The 26,427-nt window shown below is 54.6% G+C and carries 22 protein-coding genes and 4 tRNA genes; 7 read left to right on the forward strand and 19 right to left on the reverse strand.

The window, feature by feature from the left end; translation table 11 throughout:
• Positions 1–34 precede the first annotated feature (34 nt).
• Positions 35–238 (reverse strand): lipoprotein, encoded by a 204-nt coding sequence (locus ABFI50_RS08250; protein ID WP_014885650.1) that lies wholly within the window; start codon positions 236–238, stop codon positions 35–37.
• A gap of 135 nt (positions 239–373) precedes the next feature.
• Here ABFI50_RS08250 and cyaY point away from each other — a divergent pair, with 135 nt between their 5' ends.
• Positions 374–694, forward strand: a complete 321-nt coding sequence (gene cyaY, locus ABFI50_RS08255; protein WP_014885651.1) for an iron donor protein CyaY — start codon at positions 374–376, stop codon at positions 692–694.
• A gap of 91 nt (positions 695–785) precedes the next feature.
• Here cyaY and cyaA read toward each other — a convergent pair whose 3' ends face one another.
• A complete protein-coding gene (gene cyaA, locus ABFI50_RS08260; RefSeq protein ID WP_023331572.1) occupies positions 786–3,329 on the reverse strand; it encodes a class I adenylate cyclase in 2,544 nt (847 codons plus the stop codon).
• A gap of 350 nt (positions 3,330–3,679) precedes the next feature.
• On the opposite strand from cyaA, the gene hemC reads away from it, so the two are divergent.
• The 4 genes from hemC to hemY are packed head-to-tail and all read left to right on the forward strand — an operon-like array spanning position 3,680 to position 7,783.
• Positions 3,680–4,621 carry a hydroxymethylbilane synthase gene (hemC, locus tag ABFI50_RS08265; RefSeq protein WP_032629599.1) on the forward strand — a complete coding sequence of 314 codons (942 nt, stop codon included), beginning with the start codon at positions 3,680–3,682 and terminating at the stop codon, positions 4,619–4,621.
• Complete coding sequence (hemD, locus tag ABFI50_RS08270) at positions 4,618–5,358, forward strand: uroporphyrinogen-III synthase (RefSeq protein ID WP_014885654.1); 741 nt, start codon at positions 4,618–4,620, stop codon at positions 5,356–5,358. Before hemC ends, hemD begins: the two co-directional genes overlap by 4 nt.
• 20 nt (positions 5,359–5,378) lie before the next feature.
• Entirely contained in the window at positions 5,379–6,581 is a 1,203-nt protein-coding gene (hemX, locus tag ABFI50_RS08275; RefSeq protein WP_201404803.1) for a uroporphyrinogen-III C-methyltransferase, read from the forward strand.
• 2 nt (positions 6,582–6,583) lie between these two features.
• Positions 6,584–7,783 carry a protoheme IX biogenesis protein HemY gene (hemY, locus tag ABFI50_RS08280; RefSeq protein ID WP_032635138.1) on the forward strand — a complete coding sequence of 400 codons (1,200 nt, stop codon included), beginning with the start codon at positions 6,584–6,586 and terminating at the stop codon, positions 7,781–7,783.
• A gap of 541 nt (positions 7,784–8,324) precedes the next feature.
• Here the strand turns inward: hemY and ABFI50_RS08285 are convergent.
• The 17 genes from ABFI50_RS08285 to trxA form a co-directional block, all read right to left on the reverse strand.
• Positions 8,325–8,401, reverse strand: a tRNA-Pro gene (locus ABFI50_RS08285).
• Positions 8,402–8,446: 45 nt separating this feature from the next.
• A tRNA-Leu gene (locus tag ABFI50_RS08290) sits at positions 8,447–8,532 on the reverse strand.
• 21 nt (positions 8,533–8,553) lie between these two features.
• Positions 8,554–8,629 (reverse strand) — tRNA-His (locus ABFI50_RS08295).
• Positions 8,630–8,696: 67 nt separating this feature from the next.
• A tRNA-Arg gene (locus ABFI50_RS08300) sits at positions 8,697–8,773 on the reverse strand.
• 102 nt (positions 8,774–8,875) lie between these two features.
• Positions 8,876–10,261 (reverse strand): amino acid permease, encoded by a 1,386-nt coding sequence (locus ABFI50_RS08305; RefSeq protein WP_063434593.1) that lies wholly within the window; start codon positions 10,259–10,261, stop codon positions 8,876–8,878.
• A gap of 197 nt (positions 10,262–10,458) precedes the next feature.
• Entirely contained in the window at positions 10,459–11,199 is a 741-nt protein-coding gene (gene wecG / locus ABFI50_RS08310) for a lipopolysaccharide N-acetylmannosaminouronosyltransferase (protein WP_023331579.1), read from the reverse strand.
• A gap of 12 nt (positions 11,200–11,211) precedes the next feature.
• Complete coding sequence (gene wzyE / locus ABFI50_RS08315; RefSeq protein WP_045135417.1) at positions 11,212–12,564, reverse strand: ECA oligosaccharide polymerase; 1,353 nt, start codon at positions 12,562–12,564, stop codon at positions 11,212–11,214.
• Entirely contained in the window at positions 12,561–13,640 is a 1,080-nt protein-coding gene (locus ABFI50_RS08320; RefSeq protein WP_347485829.1) for a TDP-N-acetylfucosamine:lipid II N-acetylfucosaminyltransferase, read from the reverse strand. The genes wzyE and ABFI50_RS08320 overlap by 4 nt, the downstream gene beginning before the upstream one ends.
• Entirely contained in the window at positions 13,637–14,887 is a 1,251-nt protein-coding gene (gene wzxE / locus ABFI50_RS08325; protein ID WP_088127408.1) for a lipid III flippase WzxE, read from the reverse strand. The genes ABFI50_RS08320 and wzxE overlap by 4 nt, the downstream gene beginning before the upstream one ends.
• A gap of 1 nt (position 14,888) precedes the next feature.
• Positions 14,889–16,019 (reverse strand): dTDP-4-amino-4,6-dideoxygalactose transaminase, encoded by a 1,131-nt coding sequence (gene rffA, locus ABFI50_RS08330; protein ID WP_063434590.1) that lies wholly within the window; start codon positions 16,017–16,019, stop codon positions 14,889–14,891.
• Between the two features lie 4 nt (positions 16,020–16,023).
• Positions 16,024–16,701: a dTDP-4-amino-4,6-dideoxy-D-galactose acyltransferase gene (rffC, locus tag ABFI50_RS08335; RefSeq protein WP_047027248.1), complete on the reverse strand. Its 678-nt coding sequence runs from the start codon at positions 16,699–16,701 to the stop codon at positions 16,024–16,026.
• On the reverse strand, positions 16,698–17,960 hold the full coding sequence (gene wecC, locus ABFI50_RS08340; RefSeq protein WP_180254139.1) for a UDP-N-acetyl-D-mannosamine dehydrogenase: 1,263 nt from the start codon (positions 17,958–17,960) through the stop codon (positions 16,698–16,700). The genes rffC and wecC overlap by 4 nt, the downstream gene beginning before the upstream one ends.
• Positions 17,957–19,087 (reverse strand): UDP-N-acetylglucosamine 2-epimerase (non-hydrolyzing), encoded by a 1,131-nt coding sequence (wecB, locus tag ABFI50_RS08345; protein WP_063434588.1) that lies wholly within the window; start codon positions 19,085–19,087, stop codon positions 17,957–17,959. The genes wecC and wecB overlap by 4 nt, the downstream gene beginning before the upstream one ends.
• 56 nt (positions 19,088–19,143) lie before the next feature.
• Positions 19,144–20,190, reverse strand: coding sequence for an ECA polysaccharide chain length modulation protein (gene wzzE / locus ABFI50_RS08350; protein WP_032635150.1), 1,047 nt, complete (start codon positions 20,188–20,190; stop codon positions 19,144–19,146).
• Positions 20,191–20,203: 13 nt separating this feature from the next.
• Complete coding sequence (gene wecA, locus ABFI50_RS08355; protein WP_032635152.1) at positions 20,204–21,307, reverse strand: UDP-N-acetylglucosamine--undecaprenyl-phosphate N-acetylglucosaminephosphotransferase; 1,104 nt, start codon at positions 21,305–21,307, stop codon at positions 20,204–20,206.
• Between the two features lie 242 nt (positions 21,308–21,549).
• The gene (rho, locus tag ABFI50_RS08360; protein WP_008501566.1) at positions 21,550–22,809 is read right to left on the reverse strand and encodes a transcription termination factor Rho; all 1,260 of its coding nucleotides are present in this window, start codon (positions 22,807–22,809) and stop codon (positions 21,550–21,552) included.
• A 344-nt stretch (positions 22,810–23,153) separates the two neighbouring features.
• Complete coding sequence (trxA, locus tag ABFI50_RS08365; RefSeq protein ID WP_006179218.1) at positions 23,154–23,483, reverse strand: thioredoxin TrxA; 330 nt, start codon at positions 23,481–23,483, stop codon at positions 23,154–23,156.
• A gap of 144 nt (positions 23,484–23,627) precedes the next feature.
• On the opposite strand from trxA, the gene rhlB reads away from it, so the two are divergent.
• Together rhlB and gppA are read left to right on the forward strand one after the other, a co-directional pair.
• Entirely contained in the window at positions 23,628–24,893 is a 1,266-nt protein-coding gene (rhlB, locus tag ABFI50_RS08370; RefSeq protein WP_014885670.1) for an ATP-dependent RNA helicase RhlB, read from the forward strand.
• A 5-nt stretch (positions 24,894–24,898) separates the two neighbouring features.
• A complete protein-coding gene (gppA, locus tag ABFI50_RS08375) occupies positions 24,899–26,383 on the forward strand; it encodes a guanosine-5'-triphosphate,3'-diphosphate diphosphatase (RefSeq protein ID WP_023331584.1) in 1,485 nt (494 codons plus the stop codon).
• Positions 26,384–26,427 lie beyond the last annotated feature (44 nt).

Here is a 26,427-nt window from a genome sequence, read left to right on the forward strand (position 1 = left end):
ATTTGCTCCATTGCGCGGGTACAGAACGTTGTCGTCAGAGATTAACCTGAGTCGGGCCACCGTTGTCGCCACGATCGTTAGTATTTGGCGTGGTAGACTCAATGCCGCTTTGGACGGGTTTCGTCGGCGGCGGCGCGGTTTTATCCGCAGGTGGGAAGTAGAGTGGTCCCTTCAGTCCGCAGCCCGTCAGGCTAAACAGGGTGATGAGAACGGCAAGCGTTCGGAAAGCGTTTTTCATTATAAAGTTGCCCGTAAGTTCAAATCTGTTTCTATCATCGCAGGAGAAGACACAAAAGCAAGAGTTTGCCGCTTTCCTGCAACGGGAATTATTTAGCGTTATACTGCCGGCATCACGAAAAACAGGAACAAAACCATGAACGACAGTGAATTCCATCGCCTTGCAGACACCCTGTGGATGACCATCGAAGAACGTCTCGACGACTGGGACGGCGACAGCGATATCGATTGTGAAATCAACGGCGGCATTCTGACCCTGAGCTTCGAAAACGGCAGCAAAATTATTATTAACCGCCAGGAACCGCTTCACCAGGTCTGGCTGGCCGCAAAACAGGGCGGATATCATTTCGATCTGAAAGACGGGGAATGGATTTGCGACCGCAGCGGCGAAACGTTCTGGGATTTGCTGGAGCAGGCAGCGACGGCGCAGGCGGGTGAGACCGTCAGTTTCAGGTAGTTTTGTTGCCGGGTGGCGCTGCGCTTACCCGGCCTACGCGTTCGGGCTGTTGTAGGCCCGGTAAGGCGTAGCCGCCACCGGGATCACGAAATCAGGAGAAATACTGCTGCAACAGCGGTGCGGTATCCTGGTTTGCTGGCACCGCAGGGGTAATTGCCTGCGTACGGAACGGGATCACCTGCGCTCGCCCATCAACGTTCACAATCTGATAGAACTGCGGCAGGTTGAAGTTGATAAAGCTGGAGCCATAGGTGAAGCGGTCATGTGAAGAAGAGTAGAAACGGCTGACGTCGCGCACCAGCTCCTCTTTGCTACCTTCACAATGGTGATACACCTCGGCGCGGTTGGTTTCATCCAGAATGTAGATGTTGAACCCAGCATCGTCGCCCGACTCTTCGAAGAAGAACTGAATAATCCCTTCACTCGCAAAGCCGTCCACCACCTGTGGCAGTTTGACGTGGTTGGTTTCCACCTGGACCGACAGTCCATGCAGCTTGTTATGTGAAATCGCCCCGTAAAACTCAATGGCGTTTTCCAGCTTCTGTACCGATACATTCAGACGTTCGAAGAACAGCCCCCAGGTCTGGCCGGAGACGCGCAGCGCTTTAAAGCGCCCGGTTTCCTGACGGGTACTGGAGAGACGCAGCTCGATGCACTCGGAGACCAGCTGCTGCACGCGGGTACGAATCAAACCGCGCAGGTGCTGGCTGTAGCAGAACACTTCGACGCTGTCCGGCGGCGCGGCATCCTGGTGCATTTTGCCCAGAATAGTTTTCAGCGCTTCGATCATCGCCTGCTCGCCGTTGAAATGCAGAGTACGCACTTCATTCCACGAGTTGCGGTACAGCAGATCCACGCTGCCCACCAGACAGTTTTGCTGTTCGCCAAAGCTGAAGACGTCCAGTTTGCGGAAGTCAAAATGGACTACCTGATTACGGAAAGCTGCCGTCGGGTCGTATTCCAGGTTGACGATAATCGCCAGATGGCGAATTTCACAGGGGCTGTAGAGCGCTTTCGGCGTTGGCGCAGGCAGACGCAGTGGGAAGTGGTGCGAAACATCCGCCACCATCTCCTGCAGCTTGGCTAAATCGACGACCTCGTTGCCCTTGATAAACAGGCGGGTGCGTGAAGTCAGCAGACCGTTAAACCATGCCCAGGCCACCAGTTTGTTCAGGTAGCGGTTATATTCCAGCGGCTGATGGCTGACGATCGAGTCCATGCTAGGCGCACGGTTGTACAGATACCACCCGGTGCGGTTTGCGCGGCCCGGCGGTACATAGATAAAGGTCAGGTTCGGTTCTGACAGGTCAGGCGAAATCTGCGGGTTCACCAGGGTGACTTTGCCCGGCAGCGCTTCAAACGCGGCATAGAGCTTACGGGTCAGTACGCCAATGTCCTGCGGGCTGGCGGAGACGCTAAGGTTGTTGCGGCGCGCAAAGCGGATCAGGTTACGGTAGCTTTGCATCATCGCATCGAGCAGTTCGTTATGCGCTTCACGCACCTGATCGATTTTCCAGTTAGCACGGTTGTCGAGCATGGACAGACGCGCTTCGTCCCATCCCCACTCTTTCACTAACTGGCTGACCACTTCACGACGCCAGCCCACACAGGCGCGCTCGCGGCTCAGTTTTTCACAAACTTTGAGATAAAAACATCGACGAACCAGGTCAAGACGCGTGGAGTCATCAATGGCCTTCAGGTATTCGGTAACGCGTTCCAGCATCATGCAGTAGGCATCAAGCCCGTAGGAGACAATCTCACCATCGTGCAGGCGCTGCTTAATATCTTTCGCCAGCAGACGCGGCGTGGGGTATTCCCAGGAGTAGGCTTCAAGCAACAGCGTTTTCAACACCGCTTTGTACGGTGAATCAATGCTCTTATAGAGCTGCCAGAGGCTAGCGCCGAAGTACTCTTCTGCGGACAGGGAGCTAAGGCCGCCCAGATCCAGCCACTCGTTTGGCGTCAGAACGCCCTGCGAATAAAGCGACATGACGTAGTCGTCATAATTCTCTTCTTCATCGCACGGCACCATATTCCACAGAATACGCTTCCCGGCCAGACGCACAGCAGTACGATAAAATTCATCCAGCAATAAGATGTGCTGAGTCGAGCCGCAGTCTTCACCTCCCAGACTGCCGCTTTCGTTATGGCGGAAACGGTTTTCATCAATCAGGAAGAAGCTCACTTCCACGCCAAGCGACGCGGCCCAGCTCTCCAGCAGGCTGCATTTACGCTGCAGCAGCTGCCGCTCTTCGTTATCGAGCCAGGATTGATGGCAGACCCAGATATCCAGGTCTGAAGAACAGCTTTGCCCTACCGATGAGGTACTCCCCATCGTGTAAACGCCGGTAATCGGCAGTTCACCTGTCGGTGATTCCTGCGGCGGCATACCGCGGTAGAGTTCCAGCTCGTTCAGATAATGCTGTTGGGTTTCATCAGGCGTGAAAAGACATATGCCTCTGGGAACGTTACCGTCAAGGTACCCAGGCATCAGCGGATGGTGATAGTGCAATAATGTCGGCAGCAGACTGTATACCTGCTGGAAAGCAGGGCCCATGGCAGCAAGCGCGCGATCCACGCGCAATTGATTTATGGCATCCAGTCTCTGTTTCAGAGTCTCAATATAGAGGTACAAGACGTATCGCCTGATGTTTCCGGGTGTCGTAAGCCATTCAAAACACGAATAACCGCGAGCCCGCAGTATTTCAAAAAGATAACCGTTACCCTTTTTTCGCCCTTATCATTATGGTGGTACCGACGAAAAAATGGTCTAAAACGTGATCAATTTAACACCTTGCCGGTTGACCGTAAAGAAAGATGCGCTACATACAAGTGTAGCACCGTTCTGTACGTGTAAATTCCTGAATACGGCTATGGCTGGCGAATACGCCACCGTGTCCCTCTCGCGCTTCATCAACCGTAAAACTGCCATCCCAGAGTCAACAATGTTAGGATGGTTAGCGATTGATAATGACGGTAACAAGCATGTTAGACAATGTTTTGAGAATTGCCACACGCCAAAGCCCTCTCGCGCTCTGGCAGGCACATTATGTTAAGCAGCGCCTTGAAGCCTGCCACAATGGATTGCGCGTCGAGCTGGTGCCGATGGTCACGCGCGGTGACGTGATCCTAGATACGCCACTGGCGAAGGTGGGCGGCAAGGGCCTGTTTGTCAAAGAACTGGAACTGGCATTGCTTGAGAACCGCGCCGATATCGCCGTGCACTCCATGAAAGATGTGCCCGTCGAGTTCCCGGAAGGGCTGGGGCTGGTGACCATCTGCGAGCGCGAAGATCCGCGTGATGCGTTTGTCTCTAACCGCTATGACTCGCTCGATGCGTTGCCCGAAGGTAGCGTAGTTGGCACCTCCAGTTTACGCCGTCAGTGTCAGTTGGCGGAGCGTCGCCCTGACCTGATCATCCGCTCGCTGCGCGGCAACGTCGGCACACGCCTGGGCAAACTGGATAACGGTGAATACGATGCCATTATTCTTGCCGTCGCTGGACTGAAGCGTCTGGGGCTGGAGGAACGCATTCGCGTGGCGCTACCACCAGAACTGTCGCTGCCGGCCGTGGGCCAGGGTGCCGTCGGCATTGAGTGCCGTCTGGACGATGTGCGTACCCGCGAACTGCTCGCGCCGCTGAACCATGACGAGACCGCTATCCGCGTAAAAGCCGAGCGGGCGATGAATACCCGCCTCGAAGGCGGATGCCAGGTGCCGATTGGCAGCTATGCTGAATTAACCGAAGGGAAACTCTGGCTGCGCGCGCTGGTGGGTGCCCCGGACGGTTCACAGATGGTACGCGGCGAACGTCGTGGCAATCCGCAAGATGCCGAACAGCTTGGCGTGTCGCTGGCGGAAGAGCTGCTGAATAACGGCGCGCGTGAAATCCTGGCTGAGGTCTATAACGGAGAACCCCCTGCATGAGTATTCTTGTCACCCGCCCTTCTCCCGCAGGAGAGCAGTTAGTGAGCCGTCTGCGCACACTGGGGCAGGTGGCCTGGAGTTTTCCGCTGATTGAATTCTCCCCCGGTCGCGAGCTCTCTGCGCTCGCCGATCGGATAAATACCCTGCAGGAAGGCGATCTGCTGTTTGCGTTGTCGCAACATGCCGTGGAATTCGCCAACGCCCAGCTGCAACAGCAAAGTCTGTCCTGGACAACTGCCCCACGCTATTTCGCCATTGGTCGCTCAACGGCGCTGGCGCTGCATACCGTAAGCGGCGCTGATGTTCGCTACCCGTTAGATCGGGAAATTAGCGAAGTCTTGCTACAATTACCTGAATTACAAACTATTGCCGGAAAGCGTGCGCTCATTTTGCGCGGCAATGGTGGCCGCGAGCTGCTGGGCGAAACGCTGCGTGAACGGGGTGCCGACGTGACGTTCGTTGAGTGCTATCAGCGTTGCGCAAAGCACTACGATGGCGCGGAAGAAGCGATGCGCTGGCACGCGCGCGGCATTAATACGCTGGTGGTCACCAGCGGTGAAATGTTACAACAGCTTTGGTCGCTGATACCGCATTGGTATCGCGAAAACTGGTTACTCCGCTGTCGGCTTCTGGTCGTCAGTGAGCGTCTGGCGAACCTCGCCCGGGAACTGGGCTGGCAGGATATTCGGATCGCTGATAACGCCGACAACGATGCGCTGCTGCGCGCATTACAATAACTCTCAAATGGGAAGCCATAATGACGGAACACGAAAAATCCTCCGCCGTGGTTGAAGAGACCAGGGAGACTGTGGACACCACGCCACAGCCAGAGACGACTGAGAAAACCGCTGAGAAGAAAAACGGCAGCAACAAAACCAGCCTCGCGCTGAGCGCAATTGCCATCGCCATTGCACTGGCGGCAGGTGTTGGCCTGTACGGCCTTGTGAAGCAACAGGGCGCTAACCAGACGGCCACCAGCGATACGCTGGTCAATCAGCTTACCTCCCTGCAAAAAGCGCAGGAAACGCAGAAAACCGAGCTGGAAGCGGTGATTAAGCAGCAGGCTGCCGCGCTGGCCGAGGCAAACAGCAAACAGCAAGAGCTGACCAAACAACTGGACGAAGTACAGCAGAAAGTCGCCACGATTTCCGGTACCGATGCCAAAACCTGGCTGCTCTCTCAGGCCGATTTCCTCGTAAAACTCGCCGGGCGTAAGCTCTGGAGCGACCAGGACGTTACCACCGCCGCCGCACTGCTGAAAAGCGCCGATGCAAGCCTGGCAGACATGAACGATCCCAGCCTCATTACCGCACGTCGCGCGATCACCGAAGATATCGCGAGTCTTTCCGCCGTTTCGCAGGTGGATTACGACGGCATTATCCTCAAGGTGAACCAGCTTTCGAATCAGATTGATAACCTGCAGCTGGCGGATAACAACGACGACGACTCCCCCATGGATTCCGACGGTACCGAGCTTTCCAGCTCTCTGAGCGAATGGCGCATTAACCTGCAGAAAAGCTGGCAGAACTTTATGGACAGCTTTATCACCATCCGTCGTCGCGATGAAACCGCTGTACCGCTGTTAGCGCCGAATCAGGATATCTATCTGCGCGAAAACATCCGTTCCCGCCTGCTGGTGGCGGCTCAGGCTGTGCCGCGTCATCAGGAAGAGACCTACAAACAGGCGCTGGATAACGTCTCGACGTGGGTGCGTGCGTATTACAATACCGATGACGCGACGACCACCGCTTTCCTCGAAGACATCGACAAGCTGAGCCAGCAGAACATCACAATGAACGTACCGGATAAGCTGGCCAGCCAGCCGATTCTGGAGAAACTGATGCAGACGCGCGTGCGTAACCTGCTGGCACAGCCGGGCGTTCCGGCAGAGCAAACAGGCGGAGCGGCACCAGCGCCAGCGCCAGCGCCAGCGCCTGAAAGCGCGCCACAAGGAGAGTAATGATGCTAAAAGTTCTCTTACTCTTCATCTTGTTGATCGCCGGGATCGTCCTAGGACCGATGCTTGCCGGTCATCAGGGATACGTTCTGATCCAGACCGATAATTACAACATCGAAACCAGCGTAACGGGTCTGGTGATTATTCTGGTCCTCGGCGTCGTGGTGCTGCTGGCAGTCGAATGGATCCTGCGCCGTATTTTCCGTACCGGCGCGCATACGCGCGGCTGGTTCGTTGGCCGCAAGCGTCGTCGTGCGCGTAAGCAAACCGAGCAGGCGCTGCTTAAGCTCGCCGAAGGCGATTATCAGCAGGTTGAAAAGCTGATGTCGAAAAATGCCGACCATGCAGAACAGCCGGTGGTGAACTATCTTCTGGCTGCCGAAGCAGCGCAGCAGCGCGGTGATGAAGCCCGTGCTAATCAGCATCTGGAACGTGCGTCAGAACTGGCTTCCGGTGACCCGATTCCGGTGGAGATCACCCGCGTTCGTCTGCAACTGGCACGCAATGAGAACCATGCGGCGCGCCATGGCATTGACCGTCTGCTGGAAATTGCTCCCCGCCATCCTGAAGTCCTGCGTCTTGCCGAACAGGCTTATATTCGTACCGGTGCGTGGGGCTCGCTGCTGGACATCATTCCGTCAATGGCGAAGGCCGAAGTGGGTGATGACGAGCATCGTGACGAGCTTCAGCGTCTGGCATGGATTGGCCTGATGGATCAGGCACGCGCCGACCTGGGTAGCGACGGCCTGAAGACCTGGTGGAAAAATCAGAGCCGGAAAACGCGTCAACAGGTTCCTCTGCAGGTGGCGATGGCGGAACATCTTATTGAATGTGACGATCATGACACCGCCCAGGAGATCCTCCTCGACGGTCTCAAGCGCCAGTACGACGATCGTCTGGTCATGGTGATCCCGCGCCTGAAAACCAATAACCCAGAGCAAGTCGAGAAAGTGCTGCGTCAGCAGATCAAAACCGTCGGCGACCGCCCGCTGCTGTGGAGCACGCTGGGCCAGTCGCTGATGAAGCACGGCGAATGGCAGGAGGCGAGCCTCGCCTTCCGTGCGGCACTGAAACAGCGTCCGGACGCCTATGACTACGCGTGGCTTGCCGATACGCTCGACAAACAGCATAAGCCAGAAGAGGCTGCTGCCATGCGGCGAGATGGGTTGCTGTTGACGTTGCAGAACAACGGCACGCAGCAGTAATTCACAGGGAGGCCAGACGGCCTCCTTTTTTTATGGGCATAAAAAAACGCCTGCTATAAAAGCAGGCGTTAAAACAGGTCTGTAAGACAACATATTTGGTGCTTCACTCAACGTTATGTCCATGGTGTCTGATGAGGCCGAAGCGACATCTGTCAGTGGACGATAAGCACCGTAAATGGCTCTGCGTCATTCCTGAGTTTATGAGGCACTAAGGCGAACATAAGAGATGGAATGAGCATCTACACGTATATTATTGCACGTAACGTGCCAGAGTTACACGCAAAACGTTTACATGACGCAACATTTTAAGATAAAAGGAAATTATGCTGTTAAGCACTGTCTGAAGCTTCATAACGTATCGCTAAATGCAGAAATATGTCGTCAGAAAGAGACAGTAAAGCCCCTAAATAAATATTTTTATTACTTTCAACGGATTACATGTCGCTGAATCGCGACACTGAAAAAGGGCGCTGTCGGGGAATCACTACAGGAAAGAAACATCACAGAAAACAAAAAACCCCGCCGAAGCGGGGTTCAAAATTGGTCGGCGAGAGAGGATTCGAACCTCCGACCCACTGGTCCCAAACCAGTTGCGCTACCAAGCTGCGCTACTCGCCGATGTACTGCTTTTTGAATTTTTAGTTCAATTCATTTAAAAAGTCGTGGTGCGAGGGGGGGGACTCGAACCCCCACATCCTAAGGACACTAACACCTGAAGCTAGCGCGTCTACCAATTCCGCCACCTTCGCAATTCACAACTCTTTCAATAATGGGGTGGCTAATGGGATTCGAACCCACGACAACTGGAATCACAATCCAGGGCTCTACCAACTGAGCTATAGCCACCACTGTATTCTTTCACGCGGTACTGACTACTTCTCAGACCACCGCAGCTCTAGCGCCGGGACTAAAATGGCGCGCCCGACAGGATTCGAACCTGAGACCTCTGCCTCCGGAGGGCAGCGCTCTATCCAGCTGAGCTACGGGCGCTTAGCGCCGTTGCGGGGCTGGATATTACGTACCTCCGTCCCCGCTGTCTAGTGCTTTTTTGAAAAAAATGCGCGTTTGGTTATGGTTTGCACATTTTGCCGCTTATTCCTCCACTTTGTGCGTGGTGGCGCGGCGACCCAGGCCAAAAAGCTTATACGCGGCCGTCACTGCCGCCAGGAAGATTAGCCCGACAAACAGCGACATGCGGGTATCTTCATTAAAGTACATTCCAATTAATACGCAAATCAGGAACGCCATCGTTAAATAGTTCGCATACGGGAACAGGATCGAGCGGAACGGATGGCTGGCGATCGCTTTTCTATGTGCATGACGGAAACGCAGCTGGCTGATGAGAATGACAAACCACGGCACCATACCCGGCAGCACGCTGGCACTGTAGACGTAAACAAACACACGCTGCGGATTAGGAATGATGTAATTCAGGCATGAGCCAATCAGCAGAATCACAATGGATACCGCGACCCCCGCAACCGGCACACCCGCCCGTGATACTTTACTCATCGCCGCAGGTAGCTGGTTATTTTTCGAGAGCGCGTAGAGCATACGGCCACAGCTGTACATCCCGCTGTTACAGCCAGAGAGTGCCGCCGTCAAAACCACAAAGTTGATGATGCCTGCTGCTGCGGTAATACCAATCTTCGCAAAGGTTAAAACGAACGGGCTTCCGGTCGTGCCAATTTCATTCCACGGGAAGATGGTCACGATAACGAAGATCGCGCCCACATAGAAAATCAGGATGCGCCACAGCACTTTGCCCACCGCGCTGCGCAGCGTGACCTGCGGGTTTTTCGCTTCACCGGCAGTAATACCGATCAGCTCCACACCCTGATATGAAGCCACCACGATACACAGCGCTGTCAGGAAGCCCTTCCAGCCGCCAGCGAAGAAGCCGCCGTGTTCAGTCAGGTTGCCAAAGCCGATGGCGTGCCCACCGTTGCCAAAGCCAAAGAAAATCACGCCCAGACCAATCACTATCATCACGATGATGGTGGTCACTTTGATCATCGCAAACCAGAACTCTATTTCACCGTACAGGCGCACCGCGGCCAGGTTTGCCAGCGCCACCAGCCCCACGGCAATCAGCGCCGGTATCCACTGAACCATGTCCGGGAACCAGAACTGGACGTAGACCCCTATCGCGGTGATTTCAGAGATGCCCACCGCCATCCACATAAACCAGTAGGACCAGGCTGTCAGGTAGCCGAAGAACGGGCTCATATAACGGTGCGCGTAAACGGCAAAAGATCCGGTTACGGGTTCCAGAAAGAGCATTTCGCCCATTGAGCGCATGATGAAGAAAACAAACAGCCCGGCGATGATATACGCCAGTAATACGGAAGGGCCTGCCCATTTAAGGGTGCTTGCGGAGCCCATAAACAGGCCCACGCCGATAGTGCCGCCCAGCGCGATCAGTTCGATATGACGAGCTTCCAGCCCACGCTGTAGCTCCGGTTGTTTCTCTGCCATAGATCCTCGATTGTGTTTGCTGTTTCCCGGCTTAATACCGGGTATTGTTTTTTAGGGGGACTAAAATACGGAGCGAATGGTTTCTTAAAATCGACCAAATGGCAAACGATGCATAAAAAAAATGAATGCATTGCACAAATTATCAGCAGTTTTGCAGGGGAGTTGCAGCGCGAGCAGCATATCGCGCTACATTTTGATTACATTTTCCCGGTGTAGTGCCAGGCGAGGTAGCGAAGCAGACGAATCTGTCGTTTAATGCGTGTGGGTTGTGAAAGCAGGCGGTAGAGCCATTCCAGCCCCATATTTTGCCAGACCGTCGGTGCACGCTTAACGTGGCCGGTAAAGACGTCGTAGGTGCCTCCTACGCCCATATACAGGGCATCCGGGCTGACCAGCCGACAGTCGCGCATCAGGATTTCCTGGCGCGGGGAACCCATCGCCACGGTGACAATTTTTGCCCCGCTGTCGCGAACGCGTGCAAACAAGGCCTGCCGATCTTCAGGCTTAAAGTAACCATCCTGACTGCCGACAATATTAACATTCCACTGACGACGCAGCTTCTCTTCGGTCTGTGCCAGCACTTCGGGCTTACCGCCAATCAGGAAGACTGGCGTCCCCTCCGCGCCCGCGCGGGCCATAAGATGCTCCCAGAGATCGGCCCCCGCCACGCGGGAAACATTAGCGCCAGGAAACTTTTTACGGATAGATCGGACCACGCTAATCCCGTCCGCGTATTTAAATTCAGCCGCTTCAATCAGGCTTTTGACTTCGGCGTTATCTTCCACCGCCAGCATCTTTTCTGCATTGATGGCAACCAGCGTACCGGATTTCATCTGACCATCGGCAAAAAGAAAATCCAGCGCGTGCTGCATATCGCGCCAGCCAATAAGCTGCAAACCACGAAGCGCATAACGCGGTGCAGAAGTTTTATCCGTCATGACTATCCTTTCTTAAACTTGCGACAGCGTTGTGCTGCCCTGTTGCCCGCGCTTGTGCACAAGCCCTGCACTGTCAAACAGCCAGTACAGCAATTTGGCCAGTAACAGGCTGATGCCGAAAACGACCATGAAGAACACCACGCGCGAAACGAATGAATCCAGGCCTTCGCGCGCCAGTACGATCATATTGAAAATGGCACCAAAGCAGAAACTGTGCAAAATGGCCGCTTTGTAGCGGTTCGTCTCTTCAATACCGCGCAGGTAAAGCCAGTCGAACCATTTAATAATCAGCCCTACGACAACCGCACCAGGCAGGATAAACCAGCCGCCGCCCATCACCACCAGGGAGCCGATCAGCGTTGGCGAGATCGCCAGACCCGAATGATTGTTCAACACTTCCCAGGTAAAATAGTTCGCGGTATTGAGCACCACGCCAGGGCGGTCCGGCCATAGCCAGCTCGGGATAAAGACATAGAAGTCGCGAACAATCGGCGCAAGCCCCTGGAAATCAATCTTGTCGTAGTTTTGCAGCAGCAAGGCCAGGTTTTCCCACGGCGAGAAGGTATCGCGCGTCAGGTAGAGGAACGTGTAAAACGCCTCATCGCCCGCCACGTTCATCCCGTAGCGCTTCAGCGCCAGCCAGAACATCCCCACAATGCCAAACACCCCTGCCGCCACCAGCATCCACAGCGAGATCCAGCCGCGGATGATGCCGATAAACAAGAAGATAGCGAAAGCAATGATAATATTGGCGCGCGTACCGCCCACAATCATGTAGGTCAGGATACCGAACGCGACGGTACTGACCAGGAAGAACAGCCACGCTTTACTGTCCTGTCGCAGGAAGAAAATCACCAGCATCGCCGGGATGAAGAAGTAGAAGAATCGCTTTAACGCCACGCCCGAAACTTCAGCCGAAAAAATCTGGCTGTAGGAGTTGAGCTTAAACAGCAGGAAGCCGTTATGCATAAAGAAGATCCCGACACTGACCAGGGCGATAGCCATTAATATCACCCATGTCAGGTGGGTCTCCACACGATTCATAGTAAAGAGCGCCCGGCGTGATGCAGTGGCCCTGGCTGAACGCAGCCGCGTTTTGTAGGTGACGTAGTAAACCGCATAGAAACAGGTCGCCGCCAGAAGCGCCTGGAGCAAGATTTCCGGCGGCGCGACGCTCACGTCAAACCGGAAGACCAGAATGCTGGTCAGCGGGAAGCCGAAAAAGAAGGTCAGCAGAAACAGTAACGAGAAGAATACGTTAAAGTTGAAGCGCACCCGGCGGAATTCAAACCAGGTGAGGGTGGCGATAAACAGCGTGCTCAGAAGCCAGACAACCAGTAAGCCGCTGAATTGCAACTGACTCATGCTTTCTCTCCTGACGCGATACGCAGCGCACGGTGCCACGGCGTGAGATAGTTCGGGCTGAAAAAGTCGATACTGTTTTTATCCACCAGCGTGAGCTGGCGTTGTGCTTCCCGTACCACCTCGACATTCAGCGTATCGGAGGTAAACAGCACCGGAATATGCTGTTCAACCATATCCTGCCAGAATGGGTTGTCACGGTTGAGCACGCACGGCACCCCCGCCTGGATCAGCAGACACAACGTACCAATCCCCTGCTGACGCGCAAAGATAAAATAGCCGAGATCGCATTTTCTTAGCAGCGTAAGGTATTCATCAAACGCCAGCTTTTCACTGAGGATTTGAAGATTCTCAGGGCTAAAAAGCGTAAGACCCTGCTGGCGAACCTCGTTGATGTAGGCGTCGTTATTGGCCGGATAACCCATCGGCACGACCGCGTTCACCGTGTCGCCAAACTGCTGGTGTACCGCCCGCAGCGCGGCAACATGCTCGTTACTGCGGTCGCCTGAATTTCCCACCAGAATCGTCAGCTTGCCTTCACGAACCGTGTCATTCGCCAGGGTATTTAGCGCCGGATCCATGCGGGTTGGGAAATAGATTAGCTCACCGCGCACGTTCGGATGCTGTTTCGCAAAATAGTTGAGATCGCCACGGGTGGCAAAAACGCAGCCCACCCTGCCCTGTGCCATCCGGCGAAGGGGATAGAAAAGGCGGAATTTCCAGCCGCGTGAGACTTCGTAGAGATCCGCCCCCCAGATATGCCAGCTGCACTGGGAAGGTTTGATTCCCCCGCTGAGCAGGGCCAGCCACAGGCCGGTATTGAACTGCCCGTGGAAAAAGAAACGTTGCTGGCGATTCGCTTTGGCTTTGGCAATGACCGCCTTCGCCAGCGCGGCCTTGTCCGGCCAGAAGCGAAGAGTCAGCACCGGAAATGCCTCGCTCAGGCCCTTATCCTGACCTGCAACCATAAACTCACGTGCATCAGAGTTACCCGGTGCCAGTTCATCGTTAAAGAACCGCAAAACGGTCTGGTTATGGTGTGGGATATCCGATCCCAGGATGTGAATCAGTGCAGTCATGCGCGTTTACGCCACAATAAAAATACGCCGCAACAGGCAGCGAAATAAACGATATAGGTTGCCATATAGGCCTGAGCCGCCCCCAGCGCACCATGCGAAGGTATTAGCCAGTGTGAAAATGCCGTCAGTAACCCAAACTGGCTTATCTCCGCCAGGATATACAGCCGCAGCGAGGCTTTCGCAATCACCAGGTAGCCGAAAACGTAAGCCCCCACTTTCAGCACATCACCCACCAGTTGCCAGGCAAACAGATCGCGCATGGCGGTAAACTTCGCTGAGAAAAGCAGCCAGATGGCGACATCGCGCAATAGCCAGACGGTAAAACTGGCCGCCGCCACGGCGGGAAGCACAAAGCGCAGCGAGCGGAAAATCTCACGGGTAATATCCTGCCTGGACGTCAGACGCGATAAGGTTGGCAGCAAATAAACGCTAAAGGAAGCCGTAATAAACTGTAGGTAGGCGTCGGAAATACTGCTTACGCCCTGCCAGATCCCTACCTCATCCCAGCTATAATGCGCCGCCAGCAGGTTTCGCATCATCACGTAAGCCACCGGCAGCGTGACGGAAGTGATGAGCGCCATCAGGGTAAATTTACCCAACTGGCTGGCAAGCACTTTGTCCCATTGCGGTTTGAGGTAGCTCAGAGGGATAACGCCCCGACGAATCAGCATAAACGCGGCAGGAACGACAACCAGTGCCGGAACCAGCGCCAGCCCGAGCAGTGCCCCTTCATAGCCACCCAGGCGGTAGCAGAAGTAATAGGCAATCACGCCGATGACGCTCCCCAGGATTAACGCAAGCGCGTTCCCGGCAGCATCACGAAAGCCTTTCATCAATGCCAGCAGCAGGTTTGCCCAGGCAATACCCATCTGAACCAATGCGACCAGACGCACCAGCCCCTCATACTGGGTATGCCCAAATAATCCCTGACTGATGGGGGCCGCCGCCAGCATAAAGACAATCGCCATCAGGGTCGAAAAACCCGTGACCATCGCCGAGGAGGTGCCCACCACCCTGCGAAGCTGAGCCGCATCATCATGATACTGAGCAACGTATTTGGTCACACCGTTGAAGATACCGGCCCCGGCCAGCACGCCAAGGACGGTCACCAGTTGGCGGAAGTTCCCCGCCAGCCCGACGCCTGAAGGACCGAATGAGACGGCCAGCAGCTTGACGACCAGCAGTCCGGCGCCAATCTTTACAAGCGTGGACGCGGCGGTCCACACCGATGCTTTTGCCAGCGACATATCAGCCGAAATAACTCAGAAGAGTATTAATCACCGTACGCTGGTTAACGGGCGCGAGGTTGTAGAACAGTGGCAAGCGAAGCAAACGCTCACTTTCTTTTGTAGTGTAACGGTCTTCACCGTTGAACACCCCGAACGCCTCGCCTGCCGGGCTCGAGTGCAGCGGAATGTAGTGGAAGACCGCCATAATTTCGGCTTCTTTCAGCCAGGCAATGAGCTGGCTGCGATCGTCGTTATCGCGAAGCTTGATGTAGAACATGTGGGCATTGTGAACGCAATCAGCCGGAATCGTTGGCAGCTCGATACGCCCGGCTTTTGCCAGCGGTTCAAGTGCATCGTAATAGGTTTGCCACAGGGACAGGCGCTGAAGGTTAATCCGCTCCGCCGCTTCCAGCTGTGCCCACAGATATGCCGCCTGCAGATCCGCCATCAGATAGCTTGAGCCGATATCGCGCCAGGTGTATTTATCCACCTGACCGCGGAAGAACTGGCTGCGGTTGGTGCCTTTTTCACGGATCACTTCCGCACGCTCCACGAGCGCCGGGTCGTTGATCAGCGTCGCGCCACCTTCTCCACCCGCCGTGTAGTTTTTCGTTTCGTGGAAGCTAAAGCAGCCAATATGGCCGATAGTGCCCAGCGCGCGTCCCTTGTAGGTGGACATCACACCCTGAGCGGCATCTTCCACCACAAACAGGTTGTGTTTTTTGGCGATCGCCATGATGGTGTCCATTTCACAGGCTACGCCCGCGTAGTGAACCGGCACGATCGCCCGCGTTTTGTCGGTGATCGCAGCTTCAATCAGCGTCTCATCAATGTTCATGGTATCCGGGCGGATATCCACAAAGACGATTTTTGCTCCGCGCAGGACAAACGCATTTGCCGTGGAGACAAAGGTATAGCTCGGCATGATCACTTCATCGCCGGGCTGGATATCCAGCAGCAGTGCCGCCATCTCCAGCGATGCCGTACAGGACGGGGTCAGCAGCACTTTAGCGCTGCGAAAACGCTGCTCCATCCACTGCTGACAGCGACGGGTGAAACCGCCATCACCGCAAAGTTTGCCGCTGCCCATGGCAGACTGCATATAGTCGAGTTCCGTACCGACGACGGGGGGGGCGTTAAATGGAATCATCTTGTCACCTGTATAACCAGTAGGCGGTGGCGTCGATGTTGGCACCACTCGCAATATAACGTTTAAGCGCGGCAGTGTTGCCCATTTGGGTAGCCACCCGCAGCGTCACACTCTGCTGCTGCTGCGCCCAGTGCAGCGCCGCCTGCATGAGTTTTGCCCCCATACCGCGTCCGGCTAATAAGCCAATACGCGCCTCGCGCTCGTTGAGCTTACGCAGCGAAACGAATCCCTGTATCTGACCGTCCGCGGCACGACATACCAGACAGACGTGGTCAAAGGTGCCTTTGACCGCATTCTCAATCCACTGGGCATAGAAGCGTCCGCTGTCATCAGGTGCATACCAGGGCGCACGAAAGCGGCTCTGAGCAAATGCCTTAGCCGCCATCTGGCGTAATACAGGGATATCCTGTTCCGTTGCAAGTTCCGCCCCGCACGCATCGTGTCGGGTAAGGGCAATAGTCAGGTCTGCCTCACCTTCAACCAGCTGAAAACCGTGTTGCTGGAGCGCATCAAGCCAATCGGCGCGGTCCGCCGGGATCTTAGCCTGCACGCGCTGCCAGGCGCTGAAGTCAGCTTCCTGCAGAGCAGGCGCATCCTCACGCAAGCGCACTATCGCCGAGGGGCGAGCAAAAAAAGTGCTTTCCCATTCAAGGGATTCAAGCACGCCGTGGAGTTCACTCAACGCCAGACGCCTTTGGTATCAACGACATACTGTTGATACACGGTATCACCAGACGTCGCTTTAAATTCTTTATGATCCACCAGCAGCACCAGCACATCCGCCGTTGCCAGCGCGTCATCAAGGGTCGTCAACGTGCAGTGCCCCGCCAGTTTAGCCGGCAGTTCATGGATATTCGGCTCAACCACCACCGTGTCGCCCTTGTGCCATCCGGCGATCATCTCGGCAATTTCCATTGCCGGGCTTTCGCGCAAATCGTCAATATTGGGTTTAAACGCCAGGCCAAAGCAGGCAATTTTCAGCTCGCTGGCACGCTTGCCGCTCTCTGCCAGACAATCGGCGACCGTGGCTTTGACCTGGTTGAGCACCCAGTGAGGTTTGCTGTCGTTCACTTCGCGCGCGGTACGGATCAGACGCGCCTGCGCCGGATTCTGCGCCACGATAAACCACGGATCGACGGCGATACAATGTCCACCCACCCCCGGGCCCGGCTGAAGAATGTTCACGCGCGGATGGCGATTCGCCAGGCGAATCAATTCCCAGACGTTAATCCCCTGATCGGCACAGATCAGCGACAGCTCATTCGCAAAGGCGATATTCACGTCACGGAAGCTGTTTTCCGTCAGCTTGCACATTTCAGCGGTGCGGGAGTTGGTCACTACGCATTCGCCTTCGAGGAAAATTTTGTACAGGGCGCTGGCACGTTCCGAGCAGACGGGGGTCATACCGCCAATAACACGATCGTTTTTAATCAGCTCAACCATGACCTGGCCCGGCAGCACTCGCTCCGGACAGTAGGCGATGTTGATATCCGCCTGCTCTCCCGCCTGTTGCGGGAAGCTTAAATCGGGACGCGCGTCGGCCAGCCACTGCGCCATCTGCTCGGTGGCGCCCACTGGCGAGGTCGATTCCAGGATCACCAGCGCCCCTTTCGTCAGCACAGGGGCAATGGATTTCGCTGCCGCCTCGACGTAGACCATATCGGGCTCGTGCTCGCCTTTAAAAGGCGTCGGGACGGCGATCAGGTACGCATCCGCTTCCACTGGCGTCGTGCTGGCACGCAGGAAGCCGCCGTCAACGGCCTCTTTCACCACGCGGTCCAGATCGGGCTCAACAATATGAATTTCGCCGCGGTTAATGGTTTCCACCGCCCGGGCATTGATATCCACACCGACAACCTGTTTCTGACGAGAGGCAAACGCCGCCGCGGTGGGCAGGCCAATGTAGCCAAGACCAATGACAGAGATGGTAGTAAAACTCATAGCGATACCCGATTGTGTTTAAGTGCATGCAAAATACGACCACAAGCCTGGCCATCTCCGTACGGATTATGGGCCCGGCTCATTGTCTGATATGCGTCATCATCATGCAGAAGCCGCGTCACCTCTTCGACGATGAGCTGCGCGTCAGTACCGACCAGACGCACGGTACCCGCTTTAACCGCTTCCGGGCGTTCAGTCGTTTCACGCATCACCAGCACCGGCTTGCCGAGGGACGGTGCTTCCTCCTGAATGCCGCCGGAATCGGTGAGGATCAGCCAGGCATGGTTCATCAGCCAGACAAACGGCAGGTAGTCCTGCGGTTCAATCAGCAGGACGTTTTCAACATGGCCAAGGATGCGGTTGACCGGCTCGCTGACGTTAGGATTGAGGTGGACCGGATAGACAATCTGTACATCGACGTTCTGCGCCGCAATTTCAGCCAGCGCGTGACAGATTTGCTCAAAACCCCGGCCAAAGCTTTCGCGACGATGGCCTGTGACCAGAATGGTTTTTTTGCCGTTATTCAGGAATGGATAGCGGGCTGCGAGCGCTTTCTGCAGATCGCTGTTTGCCAGGACGCGATCGCGTACCCAAATCAACGCATCGATGACCGTATTGCCGGTCACAAAAATTTTGTTGTCGGCGATATTTTCGCGCAGCAGGTTCTGACGCGAGTTCTCGGTAGGGGCAAAATGGTACATTGCCAGATGGCCGGTAAGCGTACGGTTGGCCTCTTCTGGCCACGGCGAATAAAGGTTGCCGGTACGCAGGCCCGCCTCAACATGGCCGACGGGAATACGCTGGTAAAAAGCGGCCAGGCTTGTTGCCATCGTCGTCGTGGTATCGCCATGTACCAGAACAACGTCGGGCTGGAATGACTCCAGGATCGGTTTAAGCTCTTGCAGAATACGGCAGGTAATTTCCGTCAATCCTTGTCCCGGTTTCATAATATTGAGGTCGTAATCCGGGACAATGGAAAAGAGCGTTAAGACCTGGTCGAGCATCTCACGGTGCTGGGCCGTGACGCAGACTTTCGCTTCAATATCAGGATCGCTGGCCAGCGCATGAACCAGAGGTGCCATCTTAATGGCCTCCGGCCTGGTGCCAAATACGGTAAGTACTTTCACATCGATTCTCTTCGATTAGGCGATGAAGGCCATAGCCTTCATCGTAGACGGCGTTCTTAGTTTGTGCGACGACGCATTAACGCCACGCCAGCGCCCGTCAGTGCGCCCACAATCCCCCACATGATCATCAGGAATGCACGACGCGGACTATCGCGTTTTACAGGTTCTTCAGGCGTTCTTAAATAACGATAGGTCTGAAAACGTGGGTCCATCGTGGGACCGACATTAAGCGTGTTCAGCATCGCGCGATTTTGATCGTAGTCGAGGTCAAAATCAGGGCCAACGGCCTGCAGATTTTCCAGACGCGACTGCAGCATTGGGCGACCAAGCAGGAACATTTCAGAGTCAGGCAGTTCATCTGCCGGGACATCCGTCTCAGAGCGGGAAATATTGTGCTGCTCCGCAATTTTCAACGCCTGTTCAATGTTATGTATGCGGCGGGCGAAAATGGCATTTGCCACTTCCTCCTGGCGTTTAACCTGCGCCTTCATCTGGATTGTGCGGGCCGCCCATGCGCCTTTCAGCTCTTCATTAAGATGGCTTGCGGCACGCTGGCTGGCAAACGCGACGTACTGACGCAACAGATTGTTGGCGTCCGGCGCGGTTTCTGCAATCAGCTTGACGCTGTCGTTGACGTTACGCAGCGCATCACCCGGCATAAATTGAATATTGTTAATCAGATCGTCCAGCAGCGCGGCATCGGCTTTGGTGTTATCAACCCGACGCTGCTTGTAGTAATCCGTCTGAGACCAGAAATCACGGCGTGTATCCCATGAAGCCAGTTGCATCACGAACTCTTTATAGGCTTCATCCATAACGGAAGCCTGGTCCGGCGTCGCGAGACTGGCTTTAATATCCAGGTTTCGCAGGAATTGCTGCTGGGAATAGTACCCCCCAAGCATGTTAACCGTTGGTCTGTCTGTGATTGCCGTGGCGCTCCACTCCTGTTTTGCAAAGAATGTGTAGGCCAGCGCCAACAGTGCAAACCCCAGCGCGATCCCCGCAATCCAAAGTTTGCCTGCCCATAACACGCGAAACAAACCCCGAATATCCAGTTCATTCTCAGTTACCACTGATTTCGCTCCCGCCAACGGTTGAGTCATCATAGTCCCGGTTTTACTTAGTTAATGTTGTGTTTTTGCCACTGTTACGACGCATCCTGCGCTTAAGACGTTTAATGAATCGCGCGACTTTCCATGCGCGCTTAATGCAGTAGCCGTACAGGAAGAATGCTAGCAAGAATAATACCAACATTACCCATTCAGGAATGAAATGAGCGTATTCCGCTGCCACCCCGATGGCAGCGAGAATAGCGGCCGCCAGAGTGATTAAAACGAATGCCTGACGAGACGTAAAACCGGCACGCATAATAAGGTGATGAATATGCTGTCGGTCTGGTGAGAACGGACTCATCCCTTTACGCAGACGGCGATACATAATCGCCACCATATCCATTAATGGGATAGCAATAATCCACAGCGCAGTTACCGGGCTTATAGGATGAGTTTTCCCCTGCGTGGTTTCAAGCAGGATCCAGATAACGGTAAAACCGATCAGCGTACTGCCCGCGTCACCCATAAAGACTTTGTAACGACGCCCCAGCGCACCGAGGTTTAAGAGGATATAAGGCAGGATGGCGGCGATCATGGCAAAACACCACATCGACAGGCTGTACTGGCCATCAAACCACAGAATGATACCGATAGCGGCAAATGATACTGACGACAAGCCACCCAGCAAACCGTCGATACCATCCACCATGTTGAAAGCATTGATTGCTGCCCAGACGGCAAAGAGCGTCAGGAAGAAACCAAATGGCCCAAGTACCAACTCCCAGGGACCAAACACATAGCCGAGGCTTCGTAAATACAGTCCACCCACCACCATCATAATCACGCCGATAGCCGCCTGAACGGTAGCTCGAATTTTGACGGCGATATCGAATCGGTCGTCTAACGCACCGACTAAAACTAAGACACCAGCACAGGCAAGGTAGAGCGCTGCGTGTGGAATATAATAATCGGCAATGCCAAACGTGAAGCAAATCCCTGCGTAAACAGAGATACCCCCAACCAGCGGAATAAGTCCCTGATGACGTTTACGAAAATTGGGCTTATCCACCAACCCTATTCGTTTTGCCACCTTGCGCGCGATGAACAAAAAACAGGTTGTGAATAAAAAAATACTGATCAGCTCAGTAACGGCAGTGAGTAGATTCACAATGGATTGCTCTCAACAAATGTTAGTCCCGGAAGTATAACCATGAAGCCACTCCCTCAGAAGTAATAAAGCTGGCTTCTTACAACTCCCTTTGTATATTTTTCAATCAATTATTTCTTTGGCTATGCAAACGTTCTTATTGTCGCACTGACCGGTCAAAATTGGGAGTAGATGGTACTAGCGTATAATCCATAAAAGAAAAACGCCACGTAAAAACGTGGCGTTTACAGGCTTTATTTACGTTACGAGCGTTTCATCATATCGAAGAAATCGTCGTTCGTTTTGGTCATCGCCAGTTTGTTAATGAGGAATTCCATTGCGTCGATTTCACCCATTGGATGGATGATTTTGCGCAGGATCCACATTTTCTGCAGCTCTTCCTGAGTAGTGAGCAGCTCTTCTTTACGGGTACCGGAACGGTTGTAGTCGATTGCCGGGAAGACGCGTTTTTCAGCGATCTTACGAGAAAGGTGCAGTTCCATGTTACCTGTACCTTTAAATTCTTCGTAAATCACTTCGTCCATTTTGGAGCCGGTATCGATCAGCGCCGTTGCGATGATGGTCAGGCTGCCGCCCTCTTCGACGTTACGTGCCGCACCGAAGAAGCGTTTCGGACGGTGCAGGGCGTTGGCGTCCACACCACCGGTCAGTACTTTACCGGAAGCCGGAACCACGGTGTTGTAAGCACGTGCCAGACGGGTAATGGAGTCGAGCAGGATGATCACGTCTTTCTTGTGCTCAACCAGGCGTTTCGCCTTCTCGATAACCATTTCCGCGACCTGAACGTGACGAGAGGCGGGTTCGTCAAAGGTAGAAGCAACCACTTCACCTTTAACCAGACGCTGCATCTCGGTCACTTCTTCCGGACGTTCGTCAATCAGCAGTACCATTAGTACGCAGTCCGGGTGGTTATAGGCGATGCTCTGCGCGATATTCTGCAGCAGCATCGTTTTACCCGCTTTTGGCGGTGCCACGATCAGACCACGTTGGCCGCGACCAATTGGCGATGCCAGATCCAGAACACGCGCGGTTAAGTCTTCCGTTGAACCATTACCACGCTCCATGCGCAGGCGAGAGTTCGCGTGCAGAGGCGTTAAGTTCTCAAAGAGGATCTTGTTACGTGAGTTTTCTGGCTTGTCAAAGTTAACTTCATTGACTTTCAACAGCGCAAAGTAGCGTTCACCCTCTTTAGGAGGACGAATCTTACCTGAAATGGTGTCACCAGTGCGGAGGTTGAAACGGCGGATTTGGCTGGGGGATACGTAGATGTCGTCAGGGCCGGCGAGGTAGGAGCTGTCTGCAGAGCGGAGGAAACCAAATCCGTCTTGCAATATCTCCAACACACCGTCGCCAAAGATATCTTCGCCACTCTTAGCATGCTGCTTCAGGATGGCGAAAATGATGTCCTGCTTGCGCATACGAGCCTGGTTTTCCAGCCCCATATTTTCGCCGAGAGTGATCAGCTCAGAAACCGGCGTATTCTTTAATTCGGTAAGATTCATAATGGTGTGGGTTCTTAAACTCGGGGTGATTCTCGAACTTAATGTTGTGAATGGTATGGCAGGGTCATCCATGCCTGTTTAGCGGCCATCATCTCATGTCTGTTCGCTGTCTGGTCACAGGGAAAGAACGCAGAACTGAAACGACAAGACGGATTGAGTGACAAGCCCGGAATTTAGCCACTTCACGCACTGTTGATGTCAACAAGGGGAAGTATCGGGTAAAACAAGATTCAAACAACAGATATGTTTAAAACGAAGTCATAGCTAACTTAGCACGACTTAAGCCGGGCGTCCAGAGTTCCACATCATTTAGCCGGGTGCTCTGGACGCACAGCGGAGAAACCTTACGCCAGGTTAGCGTCCAGGAACTCTTTCAGTTGACCTTTGGACAGCGCGCCCACTTTGGTCGCCGCCACTTCGCCGTTTTTGAACAGCAGCAGGGTCGGGATGCCACGGATACCGTATTTTGGTGCGGTGCCCGGGTTCTGGTCGATGTTCAGTTTGGCAACGGTCAGTTTGCCCTGATATTCGTCAGCGATTTCATCCAGAATCGGAGCGATCATTTTGCAAGGACCACACCATTCAGCCCAGAAATCGACGAGGATCAGCCCGTCAGCCTTAAGTACGTCCGTGTCAAAACTATCGTCAGTCAGGTGAATAATTTTATCGCTCATATATAACTCCACAGGAATAAGCCTGGTACGTTGGTTTTGTCTACACCAACGACGTGTTGATGTCGCATTAACCAACTAAAGGTTGACTTTATTTCACCGGATACGCTTTCGTAAAGCAATAGTAAGCTGATATTCTACCACACTATGAGCAAAACACATTTAACAGAACAGAAGTTTTCCGACTTCGCCCTGCACCCAAAAGTGATTGAAGCCCTTGAAACTAAAGGGTTTCATAACTGCACGCCCATTCAGGCTCTCGCACTGCCGCTGACGCTGGCCGGTCGCGATGTTGCAGGGCAGGCGCAAACCGGTACCGGCAAAACGATGGCGTTTTTAACGTCAACGTTTCATTATTTACTTTCTCACCCAGCGATTGCAGACCGCAAAGTTAACCAACCGCGCGCGCTCATTATGGCCCCGACGCGAGAACTGGCGGTACAGATCCACGCAGACGCTGAACCCCTGGCACAGGCTACCGGTCTGAAGCTTGGCCTGGCCTATGGCGGTGACGGCTACGATAAGCAGCTGAAAGTGCTGGAAAGCGGCGTGGATATCCTGATTGGTACCACTGGCCGTCTTATCGACTACGCCAAACAGAACCACATCAACCTCGGCGCAATCCAGGTTGTGGTGCTTGATGAAGCCGACCGTATGTACGATCTGGGCTTCATTAAAGATATCCGCTGGCTGTTCCGCCGCATGCCGCCGGCCAATCAGCGTCTGAACATGCTGTTCTCTGCCACCCTCTCTTACCGTGTGCGTGAACTGGCGTTTGAACAGATGAACAACGCCGAATATGTGGAAGTCGAGCCTGAGCAGAAAACAGGTCATCGCATTAAAGAAGAGCTCTTCTATCCTTCTAATGAAGAGAAAATGCGTCTGCTGCAAACGCTGATCGAAGAAGAGTGGCCGGACCGCGCCATTATCTTCGCAAACACCAAACACCGCTGTGAAGACATCTGGGGCCATCTGGCTGCAGACGGTCACCGTGTGGGCCTGCTCACTGGCGACGTTGCACAGAAAAAACGCCTGCGTATCCTCGACGAATTTACCCGTGGCGATCTCGATATTCTGGTCGCAACCGACGTGGCAGCGCGTGGCTTGCACATTCCTGCCGTTACGCACGTCTTTAACTATGATCTGCCGGATGACTGCGAAGACTATGTACACCGTATCGGTCGTACCGGTCGCGCGGGTGCGAGCGGCCACTCAATCAGCCTTGCGTGTGAAGAGTATGCGCTGAATCTTCCAGCCATTGAGACGTACATCGGTCACTCGATTCCGCAGAGCAAATACAATCCGGAAGCGCTGTTAAGCGAACTGCCGCCGCCTAAGCGTCTTACACGCCCACGCTCCGGCAATGGCCCGCGTCGTTCAGGCGCGCCGCGTAATCGTCGTCGTTCAGGTTAAGAAATATGCTCAGCTCCACCTCGCTTTATGCAGCAATCGATCTCGGTTCGAATAGTTTTCATATGCTGGTTGTGCGCGAGGTGGCAGGGAGCATACAAACGCTGACGCGCATTAAGCGCAAGGTCCGCCTCGCGGCGGGCCTGAGCAGCGATAATGTCCTCTCTCCCGAAGCCATGGAACGTGGCTGGCAGTGTCTGCGGCTCTTTGCAGAGCGTCTGCAGGATATCCCGCATGCCCAAATCACCGTGGTCGCCACCGCGACGCTCCGCCTGGCGGTTAACGCCGTGGATTTTATTGCCAAAGCGCAGGAAATCCTGGGGTGCCCGGTTCAGGTAATCAGCGGCGAAGAAGAAGCTCGCCTGATCTATCAGGGAGTTGCGCATACGACAGGCGGGGACGATCGCCGTCTGGTGGTGGATATCGGCGGTGCCAGTACCGAGCTTGTGACCGGTACCGGCGCGCAGGCGACCTCGCTGTTCAGCCTGTCGATGGGCTGCGTAACCTGGCTTGAGCGTTACTTCGCTGACCGCAATCTGGGTAAAGAGAATTTCGACGAGGCAGAAAATGCCGCGCGCGAAGTGTTACGTCCGGTGATGGACGAACTGCGCTACCACGGCTGGAAAGTGTGTGTCGGTGCGTCAGGTACCGTTCAGGCCCTGCAGGAAATCATGATGGCGCAGGGAATGGACGAGCGCATTACGCTTGCCAAGCTTCAGCAGCTTAAACAGCGCGCCATTCAGTGCGGACGCCTGGAAGAGCTGGAAATTGAAGGCCTGACGCTGGAACGTGCCCTGGTCTTCCCGAGCGGGCTCGCCATTCTGATCGCCATTTTCACCGAGCTGAACATCCAGTGTATGACCCTTGCCGGCGGCGCGCTGCGCGAAGGTCTGGTCTACGGGATGCTGCATCTTTCAGTGGATCAGGACATCCGCAACCGTACTTTGCGCAACGTGCAGCGTCGTTTTCTGGTTGATATCGATCAGGCTGGCCGCGTATCGCAGCTGGCCTCTCGCTTTGCCGATCAGGTCGCTAACGTCTGGGATCTTGACCCTCTGAGCCGCGATTTATTGCTGAGCGCTTGTGCTCTGCATGAAGTGGGGCTGAGCATCGACTTTAAGCAGGCCCCGGCTCATGCAGCCTACCTTGTGCGTAACCTTGACTTACCGGGCTACACGCCCGCACAGAAAAAGCTGCTGGCAACGCTGCTGCTGAACCAGACCAACGCCGTTGATCTCTCCTCTCTTCATCAGCAAAACGCTGTACCGCCGCGCGTGGCCGAGCATCTGTGCCGCCTGCTGCGTCTGGCGATTCTGTTTGCCAGCCGTCGTCGTGATGATTTGCTGCCTGCGATTAATCTGGTGGCCGATGATGAGAAGCTGACGCTGACGCTGCCGGAAAACTGGATTGATCATCACCCGCTCGGCGCAGAGATGATCGAGCAGGAGTGCCAGTGGCAAAGCTATGTGCACTGGGCACTGGAAGTAAAATAAGAGAGTAGAATATGCCGGGTGGCGCTGCGCTTACCCGGCCTACA

It is taken from the genome of Enterobacter sp. HNDS-6, from assembly GCF_039850505.1.
Lineage (GTDB): Bacteria > Pseudomonadota > Gammaproteobacteria > Enterobacterales > Enterobacteriaceae > Enterobacter > Enterobacter kobei.

Bases quoted from the DNA above. Each gene is read 5' to 3' on its own strand.
- ABFI50_RS08250 (WP_014885650.1), bottom strand. From the start codon at position 238: ATGAAAAACGCTTTCCGAACGCTTGCCGTTCTCATCACCCTGTTTAGC.
- cyaY (WP_014885651.1), top strand. From the start codon at position 374: ATGAACGACAGTGAATTCCATCGCCTTGCAGACACCCTGTGGATGACC.
- hemC (WP_032629599.1), top strand. From the start codon at position 3,680: ATGTTAGACAATGTTTTGAGAATTGCCACACGCCAAAGCCCTCTCGCG.
- hemD (WP_014885654.1), top strand. From the start codon at position 4,618: ATGAGTATTCTTGTCACCCGCCCTTCTCCCGCAGGAGAGCAGTTAGTG.
- hemX (WP_201404803.1), top strand. From the start codon at position 5,379: ATGACGGAACACGAAAAATCCTCCGCCGTGGTTGAAGAGACCAGGGAG.
- hemY (WP_032635138.1), top strand. From the start codon at position 6,584: ATGCTAAAAGTTCTCTTACTCTTCATCTTGTTGATCGCCGGGATCGTC.
- ABFI50_RS08305 (WP_063434593.1), bottom strand. From the start codon at position 10,261: ATGGCAGAGAAACAACCGGAGCTACAGCGTGGGCTGGAAGCTCGTCAT.
- wecG (WP_023331579.1), bottom strand. From the start codon at position 11,199: ATGACGGATAAAACTTCTGCACCGCGTTATGCGCTTCGTGGTTTGCAG.
- wzyE (WP_045135417.1), bottom strand. From the start codon at position 12,564: ATGAGTCAGTTGCAATTCAGCGGCTTACTGGTTGTCTGGCTTCTGAGC.
- ABFI50_RS08320 (WP_347485829.1), bottom strand. From the start codon at position 13,640: ATGACTGCACTGATTCACATCCTGGGATCGGATATCCCACACCATAAC.
- wzxE (WP_088127408.1), bottom strand. From the start codon at position 14,887: ATGTCGCTGGCAAAAGCATCGGTGTGGACCGCCGCGTCCACGCTTGTA.
- rffA (WP_063434590.1), bottom strand. From the start codon at position 16,019: ATGATTCCATTTAACGCCCCCCCCGTCGTCGGTACGGAACTCGACTAT.
- wecC (WP_180254139.1), bottom strand. From the start codon at position 17,960: ATGAGTTTTACTACCATCTCTGTCATTGGTCTTGGCTACATTGGCCTG.
- wzzE (WP_032635150.1), bottom strand. From the start codon at position 20,190: ATGACTCAACCGTTGGCGGGAGCGAAATCAGTGGTAACTGAGAATGAA.
- rho (WP_008501566.1), bottom strand. From the start codon at position 22,809: ATGAATCTTACCGAATTAAAGAATACGCCGGTTTCTGAGCTGATCACT.
- trxA (WP_006179218.1), bottom strand. From the start codon at position 23,483: ATGAGCGATAAAATTATTCACCTGACTGACGATAGTTTTGACACGGAC.
- rhlB (WP_014885670.1), top strand. From the start codon at position 23,628: ATGAGCAAAACACATTTAACAGAACAGAAGTTTTCCGACTTCGCCCTG.
- gppA (WP_023331584.1), top strand. From the start codon at position 24,899: ATGCTCAGCTCCACCTCGCTTTATGCAGCAATCGATCTCGGTTCGAAT.